The 15,205-nt window shown below is 71.3% G+C and carries 14 protein-coding genes; 7 read left to right on the top strand and 7 right to left on the bottom strand.

Annotation, left to right across the window (positions count from 1 at the left end):
• Nucleotides 1-112: 112 nt before the first annotated feature.
• Nucleotides 113-1,252 carry a ferritin-like protein gene (locus B0675_RS28140; RefSeq protein WP_081222406.1) on the top strand — a complete coding sequence of 380 codons (1,140 nt, stop codon included), beginning with the start codon at nucleotides 113-115 and terminating at the stop codon, nucleotides 1,250-1,252.
• Nucleotides 1,253-1,310: 58 nt separating this feature from the next.
• On the opposite strand, the gene B0675_RS28135 is transcribed toward B0675_RS28140, so the two are convergent.
• Both B0675_RS28135 and B0675_RS28130 read right to left on the bottom strand, forming a co-directional pair.
• Nucleotides 1,311-1,658 carry a VOC family protein gene (locus B0675_RS28135; RefSeq protein ID WP_081222405.1) on the bottom strand — a complete coding sequence of 116 codons (348 nt, stop codon included), beginning with the start codon at nucleotides 1,656-1,658 and terminating at the stop codon, nucleotides 1,311-1,313.
• Between the two features lie 59 nt (nucleotides 1,659-1,717).
• Entirely contained in the window at nucleotides 1,718-2,518 is an 801-nt protein-coding gene (locus B0675_RS28130; protein WP_241540038.1) for a class I SAM-dependent methyltransferase, read from the bottom strand.
• 356 nt (nucleotides 2,519-2,874) lie between these two features.
• Here B0675_RS28130 and B0675_RS28125 point away from each other — a divergent pair, with 356 nt between their 5' ends.
• Nucleotides 2,875-4,194, top strand: coding sequence for a phosphatase PAP2 family protein (locus tag B0675_RS28125; protein ID WP_241540037.1), 1,320 nt, complete (start codon nucleotides 2,875-2,877; stop codon nucleotides 4,192-4,194).
• Between the two features lie 10 nt (nucleotides 4,195-4,204).
• On the opposite strand, the gene B0675_RS28120 is transcribed toward B0675_RS28125, so the two are convergent.
• Nucleotides 4,205-5,983 carry a SpoIIE family protein phosphatase gene (locus B0675_RS28120; RefSeq protein ID WP_241540036.1) on the bottom strand — a complete coding sequence of 593 codons (1,779 nt, stop codon included), beginning with the start codon at nucleotides 5,981-5,983 and terminating at the stop codon, nucleotides 4,205-4,207.
• A 354-nt stretch (nucleotides 5,984-6,337) separates the two neighbouring features.
• Between B0675_RS28120 and B0675_RS41560 the strand changes: the two genes are divergently transcribed.
• The 3 genes from B0675_RS41560 (at nucleotide 6,338) to B0675_RS28105 (ending at nucleotide 7,841) form a co-directional block, all read left to right on the top strand.
• Nucleotides 6,338-6,994, top strand: a complete 657-nt coding sequence (locus B0675_RS41560) for a hypothetical protein (RefSeq protein ID WP_081222403.1) — start codon at nucleotides 6,338-6,340, stop codon at nucleotides 6,992-6,994.
• Nucleotides 6,995-7,161: 167 nt separating this feature from the next.
• Nucleotides 7,162-7,395 (top strand): hypothetical protein, encoded by a 234-nt coding sequence (locus tag B0675_RS28110; RefSeq protein ID WP_081222402.1) that lies wholly within the window; start codon nucleotides 7,162-7,164, stop codon nucleotides 7,393-7,395.
• An 80-nt stretch (nucleotides 7,396-7,475) separates the two neighbouring features.
• Entirely contained in the window at nucleotides 7,476-7,841 is a 366-nt protein-coding gene (locus B0675_RS28105; RefSeq protein WP_081222401.1) for a hypothetical protein, read from the top strand.
• 201 nt (nucleotides 7,842-8,042) lie between these two features.
• Here the strand turns inward: B0675_RS28105 and B0675_RS28100 are convergent, their stop codons facing one another.
• From B0675_RS28100 to B0675_RS28085, 4 genes are all read right to left on the bottom strand, one after another.
• Entirely contained in the window at nucleotides 8,043-8,555 is a 513-nt protein-coding gene (locus B0675_RS28100; protein ID WP_081222400.1) for a GNAT family N-acetyltransferase, read from the bottom strand.
• Between the two features lie 62 nt (nucleotides 8,556-8,617).
• Nucleotides 8,618-9,943: a lanthionine synthetase LanC family protein gene (locus B0675_RS28095; RefSeq protein ID WP_241540035.1), complete on the bottom strand. Its 1,326-nt coding sequence runs from the start codon at nucleotides 9,941-9,943 to the stop codon at nucleotides 8,618-8,620.
• A gap of 43 nt (nucleotides 9,944-9,986) precedes the next feature.
• Nucleotides 9,987-10,388: a hypothetical protein gene (locus B0675_RS28090; protein WP_081222398.1), complete on the bottom strand. Its 402-nt coding sequence runs from the start codon at nucleotides 10,386-10,388 to the stop codon at nucleotides 9,987-9,989.
• 408 nt (nucleotides 10,389-10,796) lie between these two features.
• Nucleotides 10,797-11,813: a LacI family DNA-binding transcriptional regulator gene (locus B0675_RS28085; RefSeq protein ID WP_081222397.1), complete on the bottom strand. Its 1,017-nt coding sequence runs from the start codon at nucleotides 11,811-11,813 to the stop codon at nucleotides 10,797-10,799.
• A 146-nt stretch (nucleotides 11,814-11,959) separates the two neighbouring features.
• Between B0675_RS28085 and B0675_RS28080 the strand changes: the two genes are divergently transcribed.
• Nucleotides 11,960-13,783: a sugar-binding domain-containing protein gene (locus tag B0675_RS28080; RefSeq protein WP_081222396.1), complete on the top strand. Its 1,824-nt coding sequence runs from the start codon at nucleotides 11,960-11,962 to the stop codon at nucleotides 13,781-13,783.
• A gap of 68 nt (nucleotides 13,784-13,851) precedes the next feature.
• The gene (locus tag B0675_RS28075; protein WP_081222395.1) at nucleotides 13,852-15,198 is read left to right on the top strand and encodes an extracellular solute-binding protein; all 1,347 of its coding nucleotides are present in this window, start codon (nucleotides 13,852-13,854) and stop codon (nucleotides 15,196-15,198) included.
• Nucleotides 15,199-15,205: the final 7 nt, after the last annotated feature.

Below are 15,205 nucleotides of genomic sequence, written 5' to 3'. Positions count from 1 at the left end.
CGCCACGCGGCCCGTGCGCTCCGGGAAGGTGCGACCCGGCTGTTAGCTTCATGATCGTCAGTGGCCGCCCGGTCCACGGGTGAGCCCGTGTCGGGCGAACGTGGAGGCTGCGGTGACGGAGACGAAGAGATCCCCCGAGGAGCCGGCGGCCACCGCGCTCAGGCGTCGCAGTTTCCTCGCGTCCGCCGCTCTGGCGGCGACCGCGCCGGTTGCGGCGTCCGCCGTCGCCCACGCGTCCGTGCGGTCGGCACCGGGACGGCTCCCCACTCCCGAACGCGGGCCCGCGGAACGCCTGCTCGCCGTACCGATGAAGAACCGCCGTGACGACTGGCTCCAGGAGGCCCTGCAGATCGCCGTCGCGGTCGAGTTCTCGACCATCCCGCCCTATCTGTGCGGCTGGTGGTCCATCAAGGACCGCAAGAGCGAGGTCGCGCAGCTGATCCGGCGCGTGGTGCTCGACGAGATGTTCCACCTCGGCGTCGTCTGCAATCTGCTCGTCGCGGTGGGCGGCCGGCCCGACATCCACGCGGCGGCGCCCCTCTACCCCGGCCCGCTGCCGGGCGGAGTGCACCCCGGCGTCGACGTCTACCTGTCGGGACTGACCAAGCCGTTCGTGCACGACGTCATGATGGCCATCGAGGCCCCCGCCGCGCCGCTCACGGACGGCGGTGACGACTCGCTCAGCATCGGCACCTTCTACGGAGAGCTGCTGAAGACGTTCCGGTCGGCGACGCCCGATCTGTCCACGGCCCGCCAGGTGCAGCAGCAGGTCGGCGGGGACGACCTCAAACCCGTGAGGACGCTCGATGACGTCGAACACGCCATCGACATCGTCCGTGAACAGGGCGAAGGAACCTCCAGCTCACCCGCGGACGCCCCCGGCGACGATCATGTGGCCCACTACTACGCGTTCGCCGAGATCTACCACGGCCGGCAGCTGCGCGAGGAGGACGACGGCTGGCGGTACAGCGGACCGGTCGTGCCCTTCCCCGACGCCCGGCCCATGGCCAGGGTTCCGGCCGGCGGCTGGGACAGTCCGCCCGACGATGCCGGGCGACTCATCAGCGCCTTCGACAGCGCGTACGCCGGTGTGCTGGATTCGCTCGACGCCGCGTGGGGCGACGGTGGCGCGAGCAGTCTGAACGCGGCGGTGCGGGCCATGGGCAGGCTGGAGTCTCCCGCCGTGGAACTGATGGAGATGCGGATCCCCGGCTCACAGGAGACGTACGGCCCGCAGTTCCGCCCGGTTTGACCGTTCGATTCCTTCGACCCCGCGCGGACTCGGGGCTACGGCAGCGCGGCGGTGGGGGTCACTCCACCGGATTCTCGATCAGCGTGATCCGGTTGCCGTCGGGGTCGTGGAGCGCGGCAAAGCGTACGGTCTGTGCGCCGGGCTGGACCGTCCCTGCCGTGAGACCGCGTGCCGCGAGGTCGGCGAGTGCCTGGTCGAGGTCGTCCACGTTCAGGTTGAGCAGCGTCGAACCGGCGTGTTCGGGGTCATGGAACACCTGGATCCAGCCGGTGGAGGTGAGGTGCCAGTCCGCGAGCCCGGGCATGGGCCGCAGGTCGGCGGGCCGTCCCAGGAGCCGTTCGTACCAGGCCACCGCCCGCTCGATGTCACTGACCGGGGCGACCGCGAGAACGCGTGTGATGGTCATGGGGCAGATCTCTTCTCGCTCTGGGTGCGGTGTGTTCGGGACGGCCGGGTACCCAGGCCTCACGGCTTCTGACCCCAAGCCATCGCCATACCCGGTCCGAACTCGGCCAGGTCGGGAGATGCCAGGTAGGCCAGGGCTTCCTCGACGACGGCGGAGTCGACGAGACCTGTCTCCATCAGGGCGGGCCGCATCCTGTTCCACGTCTCGGACCAGAAGCGGGCCAGGGCGCGGTCGGCGGCCAGAGGCGGGCAGACGAGCTCTCCGGCGACCTGGCGGAGGCCCTCCTCGCGCAGGAAGTGCGGATAGGCGGGGACGCTGGACGTGTCGGTGCCGATGGTCGTCCTCAGCGCCTGCCACATCGCGTCCATGGTCCGGCGGTAGGCCGACCCCGGGTCCAGGACGTTCGGCATCTCCACGGCGTCGCCGAGCACGAGCCAGCCGCCCGGGTTGAGCCACTCCGCGAGCCGTGCGACGAGCCGGCGGCGTTCGGGGAGGTGCATGAGCACGAACCGGGCGTGAATCAGGTCGAAGCCGCCGAGGTCCAGGCCCTCGTCCCGGAGATCCGCGGTGACCACCCGCAGGCGTGCGTCGGCCAGGGTGCCGAGGCCACTGGTGTCCCGGTCGAGGGCGACCACCTCGCGGGCGCCCGCCTCGTCCAGGAGCCACCGCAGGACGGTGCCGGTCCCGGCTCCCACCTCCAGGCAGCGGCCGTCCCGCGCCGCGCCCAGCGCGAGCAGCCGACGTACGGTGACCGGGTCGTACACGAGCGCGGCCGCGTCGATCCGTCCCGCTTCCTCGGGGTGCTCCGGTTCGAACAGGTCCTTGCCGTAGTCGCCCTCGGAGACCGGAGCGCCGCTCACGTCCCCGACTCCCCGCGCCGACCTCCCGTGGCCGCCCTGTCCGTCCATGCCATGAGAACTCCCTGAGCAGTGAAGATCCGCCGTCTCCCAGGGTGGCAGCAATCCGTTGGGGTCGCAGAGCGCCGGGGGGGCGGGAACGCTCGGCCCCCGCCTCCGGTGTGAGCGCCGAAACCCGCCGGCACCTCTCCGATAACATCATCGGTCTCACGGTGATCGTCCTGATCGCCCCACCTTCACCAGAAGGCACCTGCGGTCTGGCCAGAAGGGTGAGCCCGGATGACCAGCACCCAACACATCGGCCAGAACAGTTGATATCAGGAACATCGCGAGAGCCCTCGCCAGCCAACAGCAGCATCGTGTCCGCCGTACGGCGTCGGCCCCAAGCGGTTCTGTGGGCCGTGGCGGCCGTGGCGGTCCTGGGCTTCCTCGTCGCGCTGGAGATCGTCGCGCGGCGGTACGGCGAGCCCGGGCCGATCACCAACCTGGGGCGGGAGTTCGTGCTCGCCCCGCACTCGGGCCCGCTGCTGTACGCCGGACTGGCACTGATGATGGTGGTGCTGTCCTGGCGGGAACGGTTCGTCGCCGCCGGGGCGGCCATCGGTATCGACGTCGTCCTCACGCTGGTGCGCTGGGTAGCCGGCGCCGACCTGAACTTCGGCAGCGGCGCGCTGTGGGTACTCCTGGGCTGCGCGGTCGTCGCCGTCGTACGCCGCACCGGCCGGGAACGTGCCCTGCTGCTGAAGGGCGTCGGGCTGGGCCTGCTCCTCGTGGGGGGCCACAAGACGGGTGACACCTGGCTGCTCATCACCTCGAAGACACGGCACGCGGTGCTCGATCCATACGTGGCGACCGCCGATCACGCGCTGGGCGACCCCTCATGGCTGGTGGGCCGCATGGTCGCGGCCACCGACCCGATCGGCACCCACGTCCTGAACGCGGTCTACGGTCAGCTTCCCCTGGCCGCGGCCCTCTTCGGGCTGTACCAACTGCGCAACGTCGCCGCCGACCGCGGCTTCCCGGGCCATCACCTGGTGCGCACGTTCCTGGTCATCGGGCTGCTCGGCCCGGCCATCTACATGATCTTCCCGGTGGTCGGTCCGGTCTTCGCCTACAGCGCCGAGGGCGGGCCATGGGCGGTGGCCGGTCTGTGGCCGAACACGGCGCCGCCGCTCGGAGCGCTGCACGCGGTCCCGTTCGACGGGATCACCCCCCGCAACTGCATGCCCAGCCTGCACACGGCCTGGGCCACCACGCTCTTCATCCACTCGCGCAAGGCACCGCGCGTCATGCGCTGGGCGGGCGCCTTCTGGCTGGTCGCCACGCTCACCGCCACGCTGGGATTCGGTTACCACTACGGCGCGGACCTCCTGGCCGGTGTGGTGTTCGCGCTCACCGTCGAGGCGGCGATGCGCTCCTTCGACCGTGGCTGGGAACGCGCCGGAGTCCGGTTCGTCACCTACGGGGCGATCGTGTTCACCGCGCTCCTCCTGTCGTACCGCTTCCTGCCACTGGACATGGCCCGGCACCCCTTCGTGTTCGGCCCCCTTCTCCTCCTGGTGACCGGCTCCGTGATCCACCTCTACGTCCGGACCACCGGCCGCTGGGACGCGACACCGGGCCCGAAGCCCGCCCTCGCCCAGCAGAGGGAGCCGGAGCCCGCGCTGCAACAGGCGTAGTCCGCGCCGGTCAGGCCGGGAGGTCGGTCCGGTCCTCGTCGAGTTCGAACCACACGGTCTTGCCCTCCGGCTCCGGGCGGACGTTCCACTGGTGGGCCAGCAGATCGAGGAGGACCAGGCCCCGGCCCGAGGAGGAGAGCTCGCCCGGCGCGCGCCGGTGAGGGACGTCGTCGCTGCGGTCGGTGACCTCCACGCGCAGCCGGCGGTGGTCCGGCGAGCCACTGATCTCGGCCCGCAGGACGGCGGCCTGCTCGGTGTGGACCAGGACGTTGCCGAGAAGCTCGGAGGTGAGCAGGACGGCGGTGTCGACCTGGTCGGGACTCGACCAGTCGTGGAGCAGACCCTGGAGCTCCATCCGCGCTTCGGACAGGCCACGGGCTTGGTCCTGTTCGAGGGTGAGGAAGAGCCGGCGCTCGGGCGGGGCGACTCCCGGCTCGCCCGCGTCACGGCGGAGCAGGAGCAGAGCGATGTCGTCCTCGGTGAGCGACGCGTGCTGCGGGTGATCTCCCGGTTCCTGGGGGGCGACGACCGCGTTCAGCAGGCGGTCCGCCATGCCGTCGAGGTCCTCGGACGAACCGGGGGAGAGGGCGTTGCGCACCCGGAGCCAGCCCGAGTACATGTCGTGACCGCCGGTCTCGATCAGACCGTCGGTGCACAGCATGAGCACCTCGCCCTCGTTCAGGGTGAGGACGTTCACCGGATAGTCGTCCTCCCCGAGATTCAGCCCCAGGGGAAGCCCGCCGCTCAGGTGCTTGAGCAGGCAGGTTCCGTCCGGGAGCCGCAGGACGGGGTGGGGGTGCCCCGCGCGGGCGATCCGCAGGGTGCCGGTGGCCGGTTCGGCCTCCATGTAGATGCAGGTGGCGAAACGGTCCTCGTCCAGCGCCGCGAGGAACTGCGAGGCCCTCACCAGGACGGCGTCGGGCCCGTGCCCCTCGGCCGCGTAGGCGTGGATCGCCGTACGCAACTGGGACATCAGCCCCGCGGCGTGCACGTCGTGCCCCTGGACGTCACCGATCACCAGGCCAAGGCGCCCGTTGGGCAGGCTGAGGCTGTCGAACCAGTCGCCGCCGACCATCAGACCGCCGCCGGTGGGGACGTACCGTGCGGCCACGGTGAGGCCGTCCACGCCGGGGCCGATACGGCTCATGCTGCTGCGCAGGCTCTGCGAGAGGGCCAGATCGGCCTCGTCGGTGTACGTGCGCTCGATGCTCTGGCCGAGCAGGCGGGCCACGGTGGCCAGCAGCGCGCGGACCCCCTCGGTCATCTCCAGCGCCGCGCTGAACCCGGCCACCCATACGCCGGTGACCTGTCCGTAGGTGGTCAGCGGCAGGTAGGCCCAGGCCTCGTGGCCCTTCAGCTCGCAGGACGGTCCGGCGGGGAACCGGGTCCGGTACTCGTCCGACGAGGAGAGGAAGACGGGCCGCCCCGTGCGGACGGCCTGCGCGGCCGGGTGATCGCTGCCGAGAGTGACCCGGAAGTTGTCGACCCCGCAGTCGGTGAATCCGAGCTGGGCCACGCAGTGCAGCCGCTCGCGGTCCGACCGCAGGACCAACTGGCTGCGCAACGGCAGCGACGCGTCGGCCAGCCGGGGGACGAGGGCCAGCGTCTCGCGCAACGTCTCGGCCCGCGCGAGCGCGTGTCCCACCAGGAGATCGGCCTCACGGCCGCGCAGACGGTCCGACGGATCACCCGATCCGTCACCGACGGGGCCCGCCATCCGGTTGAGCGCCTCGACCTGGCGCACCTCGTCGTACTCCTCCGAGCCGCGCCGCTCCCGCCCTTCACCCACCTGCGCACTCCCGTCACTGCTCGGCGGTTTCCGTCCTCCCCATGCTCCGTCGGGCCCGGGCGGGCCGCCTCCCCAGCGCGCCGATCGTCCACGTCCGGTCCGGTGGACCGCACGATCGGGTGCTGCGCCCCGCCACGGCGATCGCGGGCCCGGGCCGGGGATTCCGGCTCTCCGGTGCCGGGCATCCGTACGCGTTCGGCCCACTCGTTCGGCCCACCGGGCGCGCGGGTGTCGTGACCGGACGGCACGGTGGTGGTGCCGACGCGGAGAGGGGTCGGCGGCGTCGTGGAGGCCGCCGCATCGTGCTCCGCGCACGCGGCGACCGGCTCTCGGGAGCGTTCATCAGGAGGTCTCGTGCACGACAAGCCGCTCCTCAAGAGTGTCGGTGAGCTTCTGCACCGGCGGCACGGCGTCTCGACGCGCGCCGCCAGGCCGACGCCGGACGGGTTCGTCCTGGACAACGCGAAGGTCGCCGCGTTCATCTCCGGCACGATCAGCACCGAGGACGAGGTGGCGCTCGCCGACGAGGTGGCCGAGCTGCTGCCGCACCACTGGGACATGCCCACCAAGTCGGTCGAGGCGCTGACCCCGCTCGTCGACCACCTCGGCGGCCAGCCGCAGCTGATGGCCTGGCTCGACCACCAGCCGGGCCTGCCCCGGTTGACGGCGCGGATCTACGTCCTGCTGGGCCACCTCGACCAGTACAGCGAGGACAGTGCCGTCCTCGACGCGGTGCGAGACGCCAGGTCCCAGAACCCCTATCCCACCGGGCTACGCGGCTACCTGACCCCGGAGACCAACGACGAGACCCTCGGCGGTCTCGCGTTCCGGATCGAGGAACTCCTGGGTGACAACCGACAGGAGGACGCCACCGCGCTCGCCCTGACGACCGCGGACTGGCTGCGCCGCGCCGCCCGGGACGCCGAGGGCCCGAACGCCGACGTCCGCGAGATGGGTGAGCTGATGGGCCACCTGCACGACGACATCAGCGCGGCCGCACCGCGTTCGTAGCGCGGAAGCACCAGCGAGCGCGGGTAGGCATGAGCAGGCACCGGTGACCACGAGGAAACCCCAGTCCAGAGGCCCGTGTCCGTCCTCCGCATCCATCGACACCCTGTCGCGCGAAAAGGGTTAAATCGCGCCAAAAGAGGGCGCCGATCGGTGACGAGAGGAACATCATGATCGTCAAGAAGCTGCACGAAGCGGGCGTCCAGAGCGAGCACGCCTATGTGGCGGCCTTCGGCTCCATCGGCCTGTCGCTCGTCTCCTGGCTGGCGTCCAACAAGCAGGAGAACATCGAACGGGCCGACCGGTGGGGGATCTTCGTGGGGGAGTGGGCGCCGACCTTCTTCGCCCTCGGCCTGGCCCTGGCCAACTACGAGAAGGCGGACCTCTACGCGGCCGATGTCTGAGGCAGGTGCGCCGGACTCCCCGCAGGCGGCGAACGGTCGAGAAGTGACCGCGGACGACGGCCATCGGGCAGGATGACCTCATGACAAAGCTGCCCGCACGGTCGGTCGGTCGTGACTCCTCCGGTTCCGTGCTGTCGTTGTGGTCGCAGGACTCCGTCCTGTCCATCGGCTCGGTGGGCTCGGTGCTGTCCGTGGGATCGGTCGGGTCGGCCCTGTCCGTGGGGTCGATCGGGAGTGCCCTGTCCTTCGGGTCGATCGGCTCGTCCCTGTCGCTGATCTCGGCGGGTTCGTGGCTCAGCACGGGCTCCGTCCTGTCCGCGCAGTCCCGCTGGTCGGTACTGTCCTGGCGCTCCTCCCGCAGCTTCCTGGCCGCCGGCGCGGTGGGCGCGGCGGCGGGAGGCGTCGTGCTGGCGGCCCAGTTGCTGCGCACGGCCTGGAGCGACTGACTCGGAGGGACCGCACCGTCGGCCTCCTTACCCCGCCGGTCGGGCCTGGGCGTCGCCGTCGCCCCGTCGACCTGTGGCGCCGCCGTGCCCGAATCGTGCGAGGCGCGGTCGCCGACCAGTCGGGCAACTGCCCGCGCGATGCCGTCCTGGACCCGCCGCACGGCTCGGCGGACCGACCGGCTCGCCGTCGCGTCACCGCTCTCAGGTGGACAGATCCCTGCCGGGATCGATGACCCAGTGGTTGGAATGGATGACGCGCCCCGCGAACTCCACCGCGACCTGGGAGAGCAGCCGGAATCCGACGGAGCGGCAGACGCCGTTCGAGGCCGCGTTCCGGGTCGCCGGAAAGGCGTGCACCCTGCCCCAGCGGTCCTGGTCCCGTGCCTGCTCCAGGAGGACGCGGACGGCGCGCTTGCCCAGACCTCGACCCTGGAACTCGAGCAGGACCATCCAGCCGATCTCGGAGATCAACCCCTCCTCGCCGTCGTGCGACCAGAGGGCCACCGATCCCGCCACGACGCCTGGGTCGCCCGCGTCGGGGACGATCATCCTGATCCACTCCCGGTCGGCCGCCGCCTGTTCGGCGTCCCTGCGGACCTTGTCGGCCATGCCGTCCGCCGGGAGCGGCCCGCCGAGGTCGGCCATCATCGCGGGATCGCACCGCATCCGGACATACGCCTCGACGTCGTCCGGCGTGACATTGCGCAGGTGCACCTGTTCCTCCTCGATCGCCTCCGGGAGACCCTGACAAGGGGCCCCGCGGTCCGCCCCGCGGCTCACGAACCCGTCACACGGACGCCGGCCGGTACGGCCCACCACTGGTCCGGACGGTCCACGACAGGAGAGTTCGGTCCGGTCTCGATGAACCGGGCGAGTCGCAGCAGGTAGGCGGCGATGCCCGACGCCCCCTGCATCCACGCGGTGCCCGGCGGCAGCAGGGGGTCGTCGTCGCGGTACTCCAGGAATCGCCAGCGGGCCCCCGACGCGTCGTGGATCGCGCGCTCCACGAGAGCGTCGCCCATCGTGCGGGCTCCTCGCAGGAGCGTCTCCGACCACTCCGTGTCCGCGCGGTCCTGCGCGGCGTCCAGGAGGACATCGCCGACACCCGCCGTTCCGCAACAGCGGCCGTCGTTGTCCCAGAACCCGGGGCGGAGCCGTTCGGGCACCCCCGACGTGAGGAGGGAGGTCAGGCAACGCCGGCGCAACGCGTCGACCGGGAAGCCGGCCACGTCCGTCACACCCGCGTACGAGAGGGCCGAGAACAGGTGCGAGGTGCCGGCCGGACCGTGGCACCACGTGTACGTGAGCGGCTCCACCTCCCGCTTCGACGGCGGGATGGTGTGCGGGACGACGAAGCCGTCGTCGTCGAGCAGGCCAACCGACAGGACGTGCCGGGCGCCCTCGACCGCGGCCTCGACGAAGTCCGCCCGGCCGAGTGAGGCACCCGCCACGGCCAGCGCGGCGGCCACCCCGGCGGTGCCGTGGGAGTAGTTCGGCGCCCGCGACGCTGTGGTCGGCGCGATGCCCCAGTCCAGCCCCGCCTCCGTGCGGTCGGCCGTGCGCAGCAGTGCCTCGCCGCCGGTCGTCGCGATCGCGTCGGCGAACTCGCCCCCGGCCCAGACGGCCGTCATGACGACACCGGCGGACCCCATGATGATGTCGTTCAGCGGGGCGTCGGAGCCCGGTTCGAAACCGACGGTCGTCTTCCAGCCGTCGGGGGTCGTCAGGTCGTCCAGCCGCCGAAGGGCGATGGACTCCTCGCCGGGTGCGAGCAGTTTCAACGCCGTGGCGTCGCCGGCCAGCCCGTCGTACAGGGACGGCTCGACGCGGCCCTTCGCCTGCGCGGACAGCCTCGTCACGACCCCGTCGGCCAGGGCTCGTTCGCGCTCGCTCAGGTCACGGTGCTGCGCGATCTCCGCCAGTACCGGCGCCAGGCCCGCGATCCCGGAGTAGAGCGAGTCGCGGTCCTTCGCCGGTGTCACGTCCCTGCCGTCCCCGGACACCGTCTCGGGGAGCCATGGGCCCTCGTCCTCGCGCACCTGGTCCAGCACCCAGGACCACGCCGCCTCGCCCAACTGCCTGTATTCCTCGCTCGTCGCCACCCGGCAACGTTACAACCGGGGCCGCCCCTCCAGCAGGCCGCGGCTAGGGGATGTGAGACGGGTCCGGGACGACCGCGGTGCGGCGCCGGGTCACGAGGAACAGCGTCACTCCACCGGCCAGGACGATGACGCCGACGGCGAGCGGTATCCGCGGGTCCAGCAGGCCGTCGGTGCAGCTGCCGCCGGACGTCGAGGTGGTGCAGTAGGTGCCGGGGCCGTGTCGGTTGAGGTAGCCGAGGAGGAACAGAGGCAGGCTCGCACTCGACACCAGACCCGGCAGGCCCCGCCGGGCGTCATGGCGCGTCGCCAGCACGATGGTGGCGATCAGCGGAACCGGCAGGATGAAGAGCCCGATCGTGAGCACGCTCAGCAGTGCCAGCAGGTAGGCCGCCCCGGTCAGCGCCCATCCCGTGAAGAGCAGCCAGTCACGTCTCCTGAGGGTCATGGGTCCTTCCTTCCCCGCGGACACGCCCCTTCACCGTGCGGGGACGTAGCGCTTGGTCTCACTGTGGGGAGGTCGTCGGCCGGGGCGGGGATCCATGTCCGGCCGGCCCGCCACGGTTCGCGTTTATCGGCGTGCGTCCGCTGGATCGCGCACGTTACGGTGACGTCGTCCGGGTGCGCGGGCAACGGCTGCTTCTCCTGTCAAGAGAGCAACACGGGTTCGAATCCCGTCGCCGGCTCCGGCCGGTGTCGTCCAGTGGCCCAGGACGCTACGTCGCCGTCGCCGACCCTGATCTCCGGACACCCGACGCGGTCGGTCGTCACGGGCGAGTGGCGGCCGACCCGCAGACTCCGATGTAATCGATGTAAACGGTTCGTCCGGAGGTGTCCGGCGTCCCGCCCGGCTCCCTCATCCGCCCGAACTCTCCCGCACCATCAGCTGATGTCCGGCGACATGCTCCGCCGATCCCGTGCCCATGTCGGGCCGCTCGATGCGGTCGAGGAGCAGGTCGACCGCCGCCCGGGCGATGCCCTCCTTGTCGGGGGCCACCGTCGTGATCGTCGGGATGCTGTACCGCGACGCCTCGATGTCGTCGAAGCCGACCACGTCGATGTCGTCCGGCACCCGCAGCCCTCGGTCGTGGAGTGCGCGCACGGCGCCGAGGGCCAGGTGGTCGTTGAGACACAGGAGTGCGTCCGGCCGCTCGGGGCGCTCGATCAACTGGGCCGCGGCGCGTGCTCCGTCGAGCCAGTGGAAGGCGTCCACCGGAGCGACGAGATCACCGTCGAACGGCAGGCCGGCGGCTTTCAGGGCCTCGGCGTAGCCGATGGTGCGCAGTCGGTCGGTGCCCTGCCGGCCGCGCAGCGATCCGCCGACGACGGCGATCCGCCGGCGCCCCCGGGCCAGCAGGTGGGCGGTGGCCTCGCGGGCGGCGGCGATGTTGTCGATGCCCACGTGGTCCAGGCTGCCGGGGGTGTGCCGCTCCCCGAGCAGCACGACGGGCAGGTGCTTCTCGTGGTTGTCGAGGTCGCGCTGGCGCAGGGTCAGGGCGCTGAGGATGACGCCGTCGGTGAACTGGGCGTCGAAACCGTTCAGCGCCGACAGCTCGCGGTCCCTGCGGCTGCCCGTCGCGTGGATGAGGACCGTGCAGCCCCTGCGGTCGGCCGCGGCCATCACGTGTTTGGCCAGCTCGGAGAAGTAGGCGACGTCCAGCTCGGGCACGGCCAGAGTGATCATTCCCGAACGGCCGCGCCGCAGTTGGCGGCCCGCGATGTTGACGCGGTATCCCAGTTCCTCGATCGACTCGCGTACGGCGGCCCGCGTCTCGGGAGAGACGTGCTCGAAGTCGTTGATCACGTTGGACACGGTCTTGGGCGAGACCCCCGCGTGCGCCGCGACGTCCTTGATCCTGACCCTTGCCGCCACTGTGTCCTCCTCAGCCCCCGGCGATCGTATCCGGCATCACGAAGGGGGTCCCGCGTCGGGGCTCGCTTCGCCCAGGGTATTTACATCGATGTAATCGCATGGTGGCATAGGCGCCGCAACGATCGCCGGCACGAAGCGAGACGCACATGAGTTCTCCCCAGCCCCAGGACGTTCCGCGTCCCGAGTACCCCCGGCCCCAGTTCGCCCGCACGGACTGGCTGAACCTCAACGGCAGGTGGCAGTTCGAGATCGACCGGTCGGACTCGGGCCTCGAACGCGGCCTGCGCGAGCGTGACCTGACGGACGCGATCACCGTGCCGTTCTGCCCCGAGTCGGAACTGTCCGGAATCGGCGACACGGACTTCATGGAAGCCGTCTGGTACCGCCGCACCGTCCGGATACCCGAACAGTGGGGCGACGCGCGCGTACTGCTGCACTTCCAGGCCGTCGACCACGACACGACCGTCTGGGTCAACGGCACCGAAGTGGCCCGCCACCGCGGCGGCTTCACCCCCTTCACCGCCGACCTCGACGACGTCGCCGCACCCGGCACCGAGGCCACCGTCGTGGTCCGGGCCCGCGACACCCGGCACGGCCCCCAGGCCCGCGGCAAGCAGGCGACCTGGTACGCCAACACGCACTGCCACTACACCCGCACCACCGGCATCTGGCAGACGGTGTGGATGGAGCCGGTGCCGCGCGCCGCCCGCCTCAAGCGGCCGCGCATCACCCCCGACCTCGGGTCGGGCGCCTTCCACCTGGAACTCCCCGTCACCGCCAACCTCCCGGGCCACCGCGTGCGGGCCGTGCTCACGAGCGCCGGGACCGAGGTCGTACGGGCCGAGGCGCGCGCCGACCTGGACCTGTGCCCGCGTCTCACGCTCACCGTGCCGGCCGACGCAGTCCGTCCGTGGTCCCCCGCCGACCCGCACCTGTACGACCTGCGCCTCGAACTCCTCGACGCCGACGGGGCGTTGACCGACGCCGCCGACTCCTACGCCGGGCTGCGCTCCGTGGCCCTGCGGGGCAAGCAGGTGCTGATCAACGGGGAGCCCGTGTTCCAGCGGCTCGTCCTGGACCAGGGCTACTACCCCGACGGCCTGATGACCGCACCCTCCGACGCGGCCCTCGTCCGCGACATCGAGCTCGGCCTGGCCGCCGGATTCAACGGAGCCCGCCTGCACCAGAAGGTCTTCGAGGAGCGCTTCCTCCACCACGCCGACCGCCTCGGCTACCTGGTCTGGGGCGAGTTCGGCGACTGGGGCTGCGAGACGGGTGTGCGCGACGACAACCAGCAGCCCACCGCCTCGTACACCGCCCAGTGGCTGGAAGCGCTGGAACGCGACTACTCGCACCCCTCGATCATCGGCTGGTGCCCGCTCAACGAGACCTACCAGCACCTGCACGACCGCATCACCCAGCTCGACGACGTGACCCGGGCGATGTACCTCGCCACCAAGGCGACGGACACCACCCGCCCGGTCGTCGACGCCTCCGGCTACGCCCACCGCGTCGCCGAGACGGACGTCTACGACTCCCACTGCTACGAGCAGGACCCGGAGGCGTTCGCCAAGATCATGGGTGGTCTCGCCGAGGACAAGCCCTACCTCAACACCGGTCCCGACCAGGCCGCATGGTCCCTGCCGTATCGCGGACAGCCCTACTTCTGCAGTGAGTTCGGCGGCATCTGGTGGGACCCGCAGGCCGCCGCGACCGCGGCCGGCAACGAGACCGGCGACTCCTGGGGCTACGGCGAACGACCGCGCACCGCGGCTGAGTTCACCTCCCGGTTCACCGGACTCGTCGACGTGCTCCTCGACGACCCGGACATGTTCGGTTACTGCTACACGCAGCTCACGGACGTCTTCCAGGAGCGCAACGGCGTCTACGCCTTCGACCGCTCCGAGAAGGTCGACACCACCCTCCTGCGGGACGCCCAGCGGCGCGCCGCGGCCTTCGAACGCCGCTGAACCCCCTGTCTCCGGTCAGGCGCAGGCCCTGACCGCTCCCCGCTTTTACAACGATGTAAGGAGGGCTCATGAGCGATCTCCCCCCGAACCCCGGAAACGGCGCGCGCCTCTCCCGGCGCCGCCTCCTCACCGCCTCACTCGCCTCCGCGGGAGCGCTGGCCGCCGGCGGTGCGCTGAGCGGCTGCGGCTCCGCGCTGGCCGCCGACGACACGACCGTGCGCCTCTGGGACCTGTTCAGCGGAGCCGACGGCGGACTGTTCAACACCATGGTCGACGCCGGGAAGTCCGACATGCCGGGCACCCGCGTCGACCGCACCGTCCTGGAGTGGGGATCGCCCTACTACACCAAGCTGGCCATGGCCTCGGCCGGCGGCCGAGGCCCCGACGTGGCCATCGCCCACATGTCCCGCCTCGCCGGCTACGCGCCCACCGGCCTCCTCGACCCGTGGGACCTGGACACCCTCGCCGAATTCGGCGTGGGCCAGGACGACTTCGCCGAGGCGGTGTGGGCCCGCACCCAGTACCGGAACCGCACCTACGCGATCCCGCTCGACACCCACCCCTTCATCGTCTTCTACCACCCCGAACCCGCCCGGAAGGCCGGTCTGGTCACCGCCGACGGCACCCTGGACATGGACGCCTTCTCGTCACCCGACCGCTTCCTGGCGGCCGGGCGCGAACTCGCCAAGGCCTCCGGCGAACAGGGCATCGCCTTCGGCTACGTCACCGACGCCTCACAGGGGTGGCGGCTGTTCTACGGCCTCTACCAGCAGACCGGGGGCCGCTTCGAGCTGCCCGAGGGCGGTCCCGCCGAGGTCGACGAGGACCGCATGGCGGAAGTCATCGCCTTCATGGCCAAGCTCGTCGACGGCAAAACGAATCCGCACCGGCTCGACTACCCCTCCGCGATCGCGGCCTTCGCCAACCGGCAGACCGCGATGATCCTGTCCGGCGAATGGGAACTGGGCACCTTCCGCGCGGCGGACAAGAACGTCGAAGCGGCCCCCTTCCCCACCGTGTTCGGCACCCCCGCCGTCTACGCCGACTCGCACTCCTTCGTCCTGCCCCGCCGCCCGAACGCGGACCAGGCCCACCGCAGGCGCACCCAGCGAGCCGTGGCCGCGCTGCTCAAGGCCTCCCGGGTGTGGGCGACCGCGGGCCACATCCCGGCGTACAGCCCCGTCACCCGCACCGCGGAGTACGGCCGTCTGCGACCCCAGTCCCACTACGTCGCCGCGCAGAACCACGTCGTCCTGGACCCGCCCGTGTGGTTCGCGGGCGCCGGCTCCGACTTCCAGAACGCCATGTCGCAGGTCCTCCAGCAGGCCATGCTCGACGGCCTCGCGCCCGACCGCGCGGCCCGCGCGATGGTGCGCCGTCTCAACACCTTCCTCTCGAAGCCCAGCCCGGCCTGACACCGGC

The sequence above is a fragment of the Streptomyces sp. M41(2017) genome (assembly GCF_002078175.1).
Lineage (GTDB): Bacteria > Actinomycetota > Actinomycetes > Streptomycetales > Streptomycetaceae > Streptomyces.
This window is presented reverse-complemented; position numbering and strand designations above follow the sequence as displayed.

Coding starts and splice junctions, on each gene's coding strand:
- B0675_RS28135 (WP_081222405.1), bottom strand. CDS start 1,658: ATGACCATCACACGCGTTCTCGCGGTCGCCCCGGTCAGTGACATCGAG.
- B0675_RS28110 (WP_081222402.1), top strand. CDS start 7,162: ATGATCGTCAAGAAGCTGCACGAAGCGGGCGTCCAGAGCGAGCACGCC.
- B0675_RS28105 (WP_081222401.1), top strand. CDS start 7,476: ATGACAAAGCTGCCCGCACGGTCGGTCGGTCGTGACTCCTCCGGTTCC.
- B0675_RS28090 (WP_081222398.1), bottom strand. CDS start 10,388: ATGACCCTCAGGAGACGTGACTGGCTGCTCTTCACGGGATGGGCGCTG.
- B0675_RS28080 (WP_081222396.1), top strand. CDS start 11,960: ATGAGTTCTCCCCAGCCCCAGGACGTTCCGCGTCCCGAGTACCCCCGG.
- B0675_RS28075 (WP_081222395.1), top strand. CDS start 13,852: ATGAGCGATCTCCCCCCGAACCCCGGAAACGGCGCGCGCCTCTCCCGG.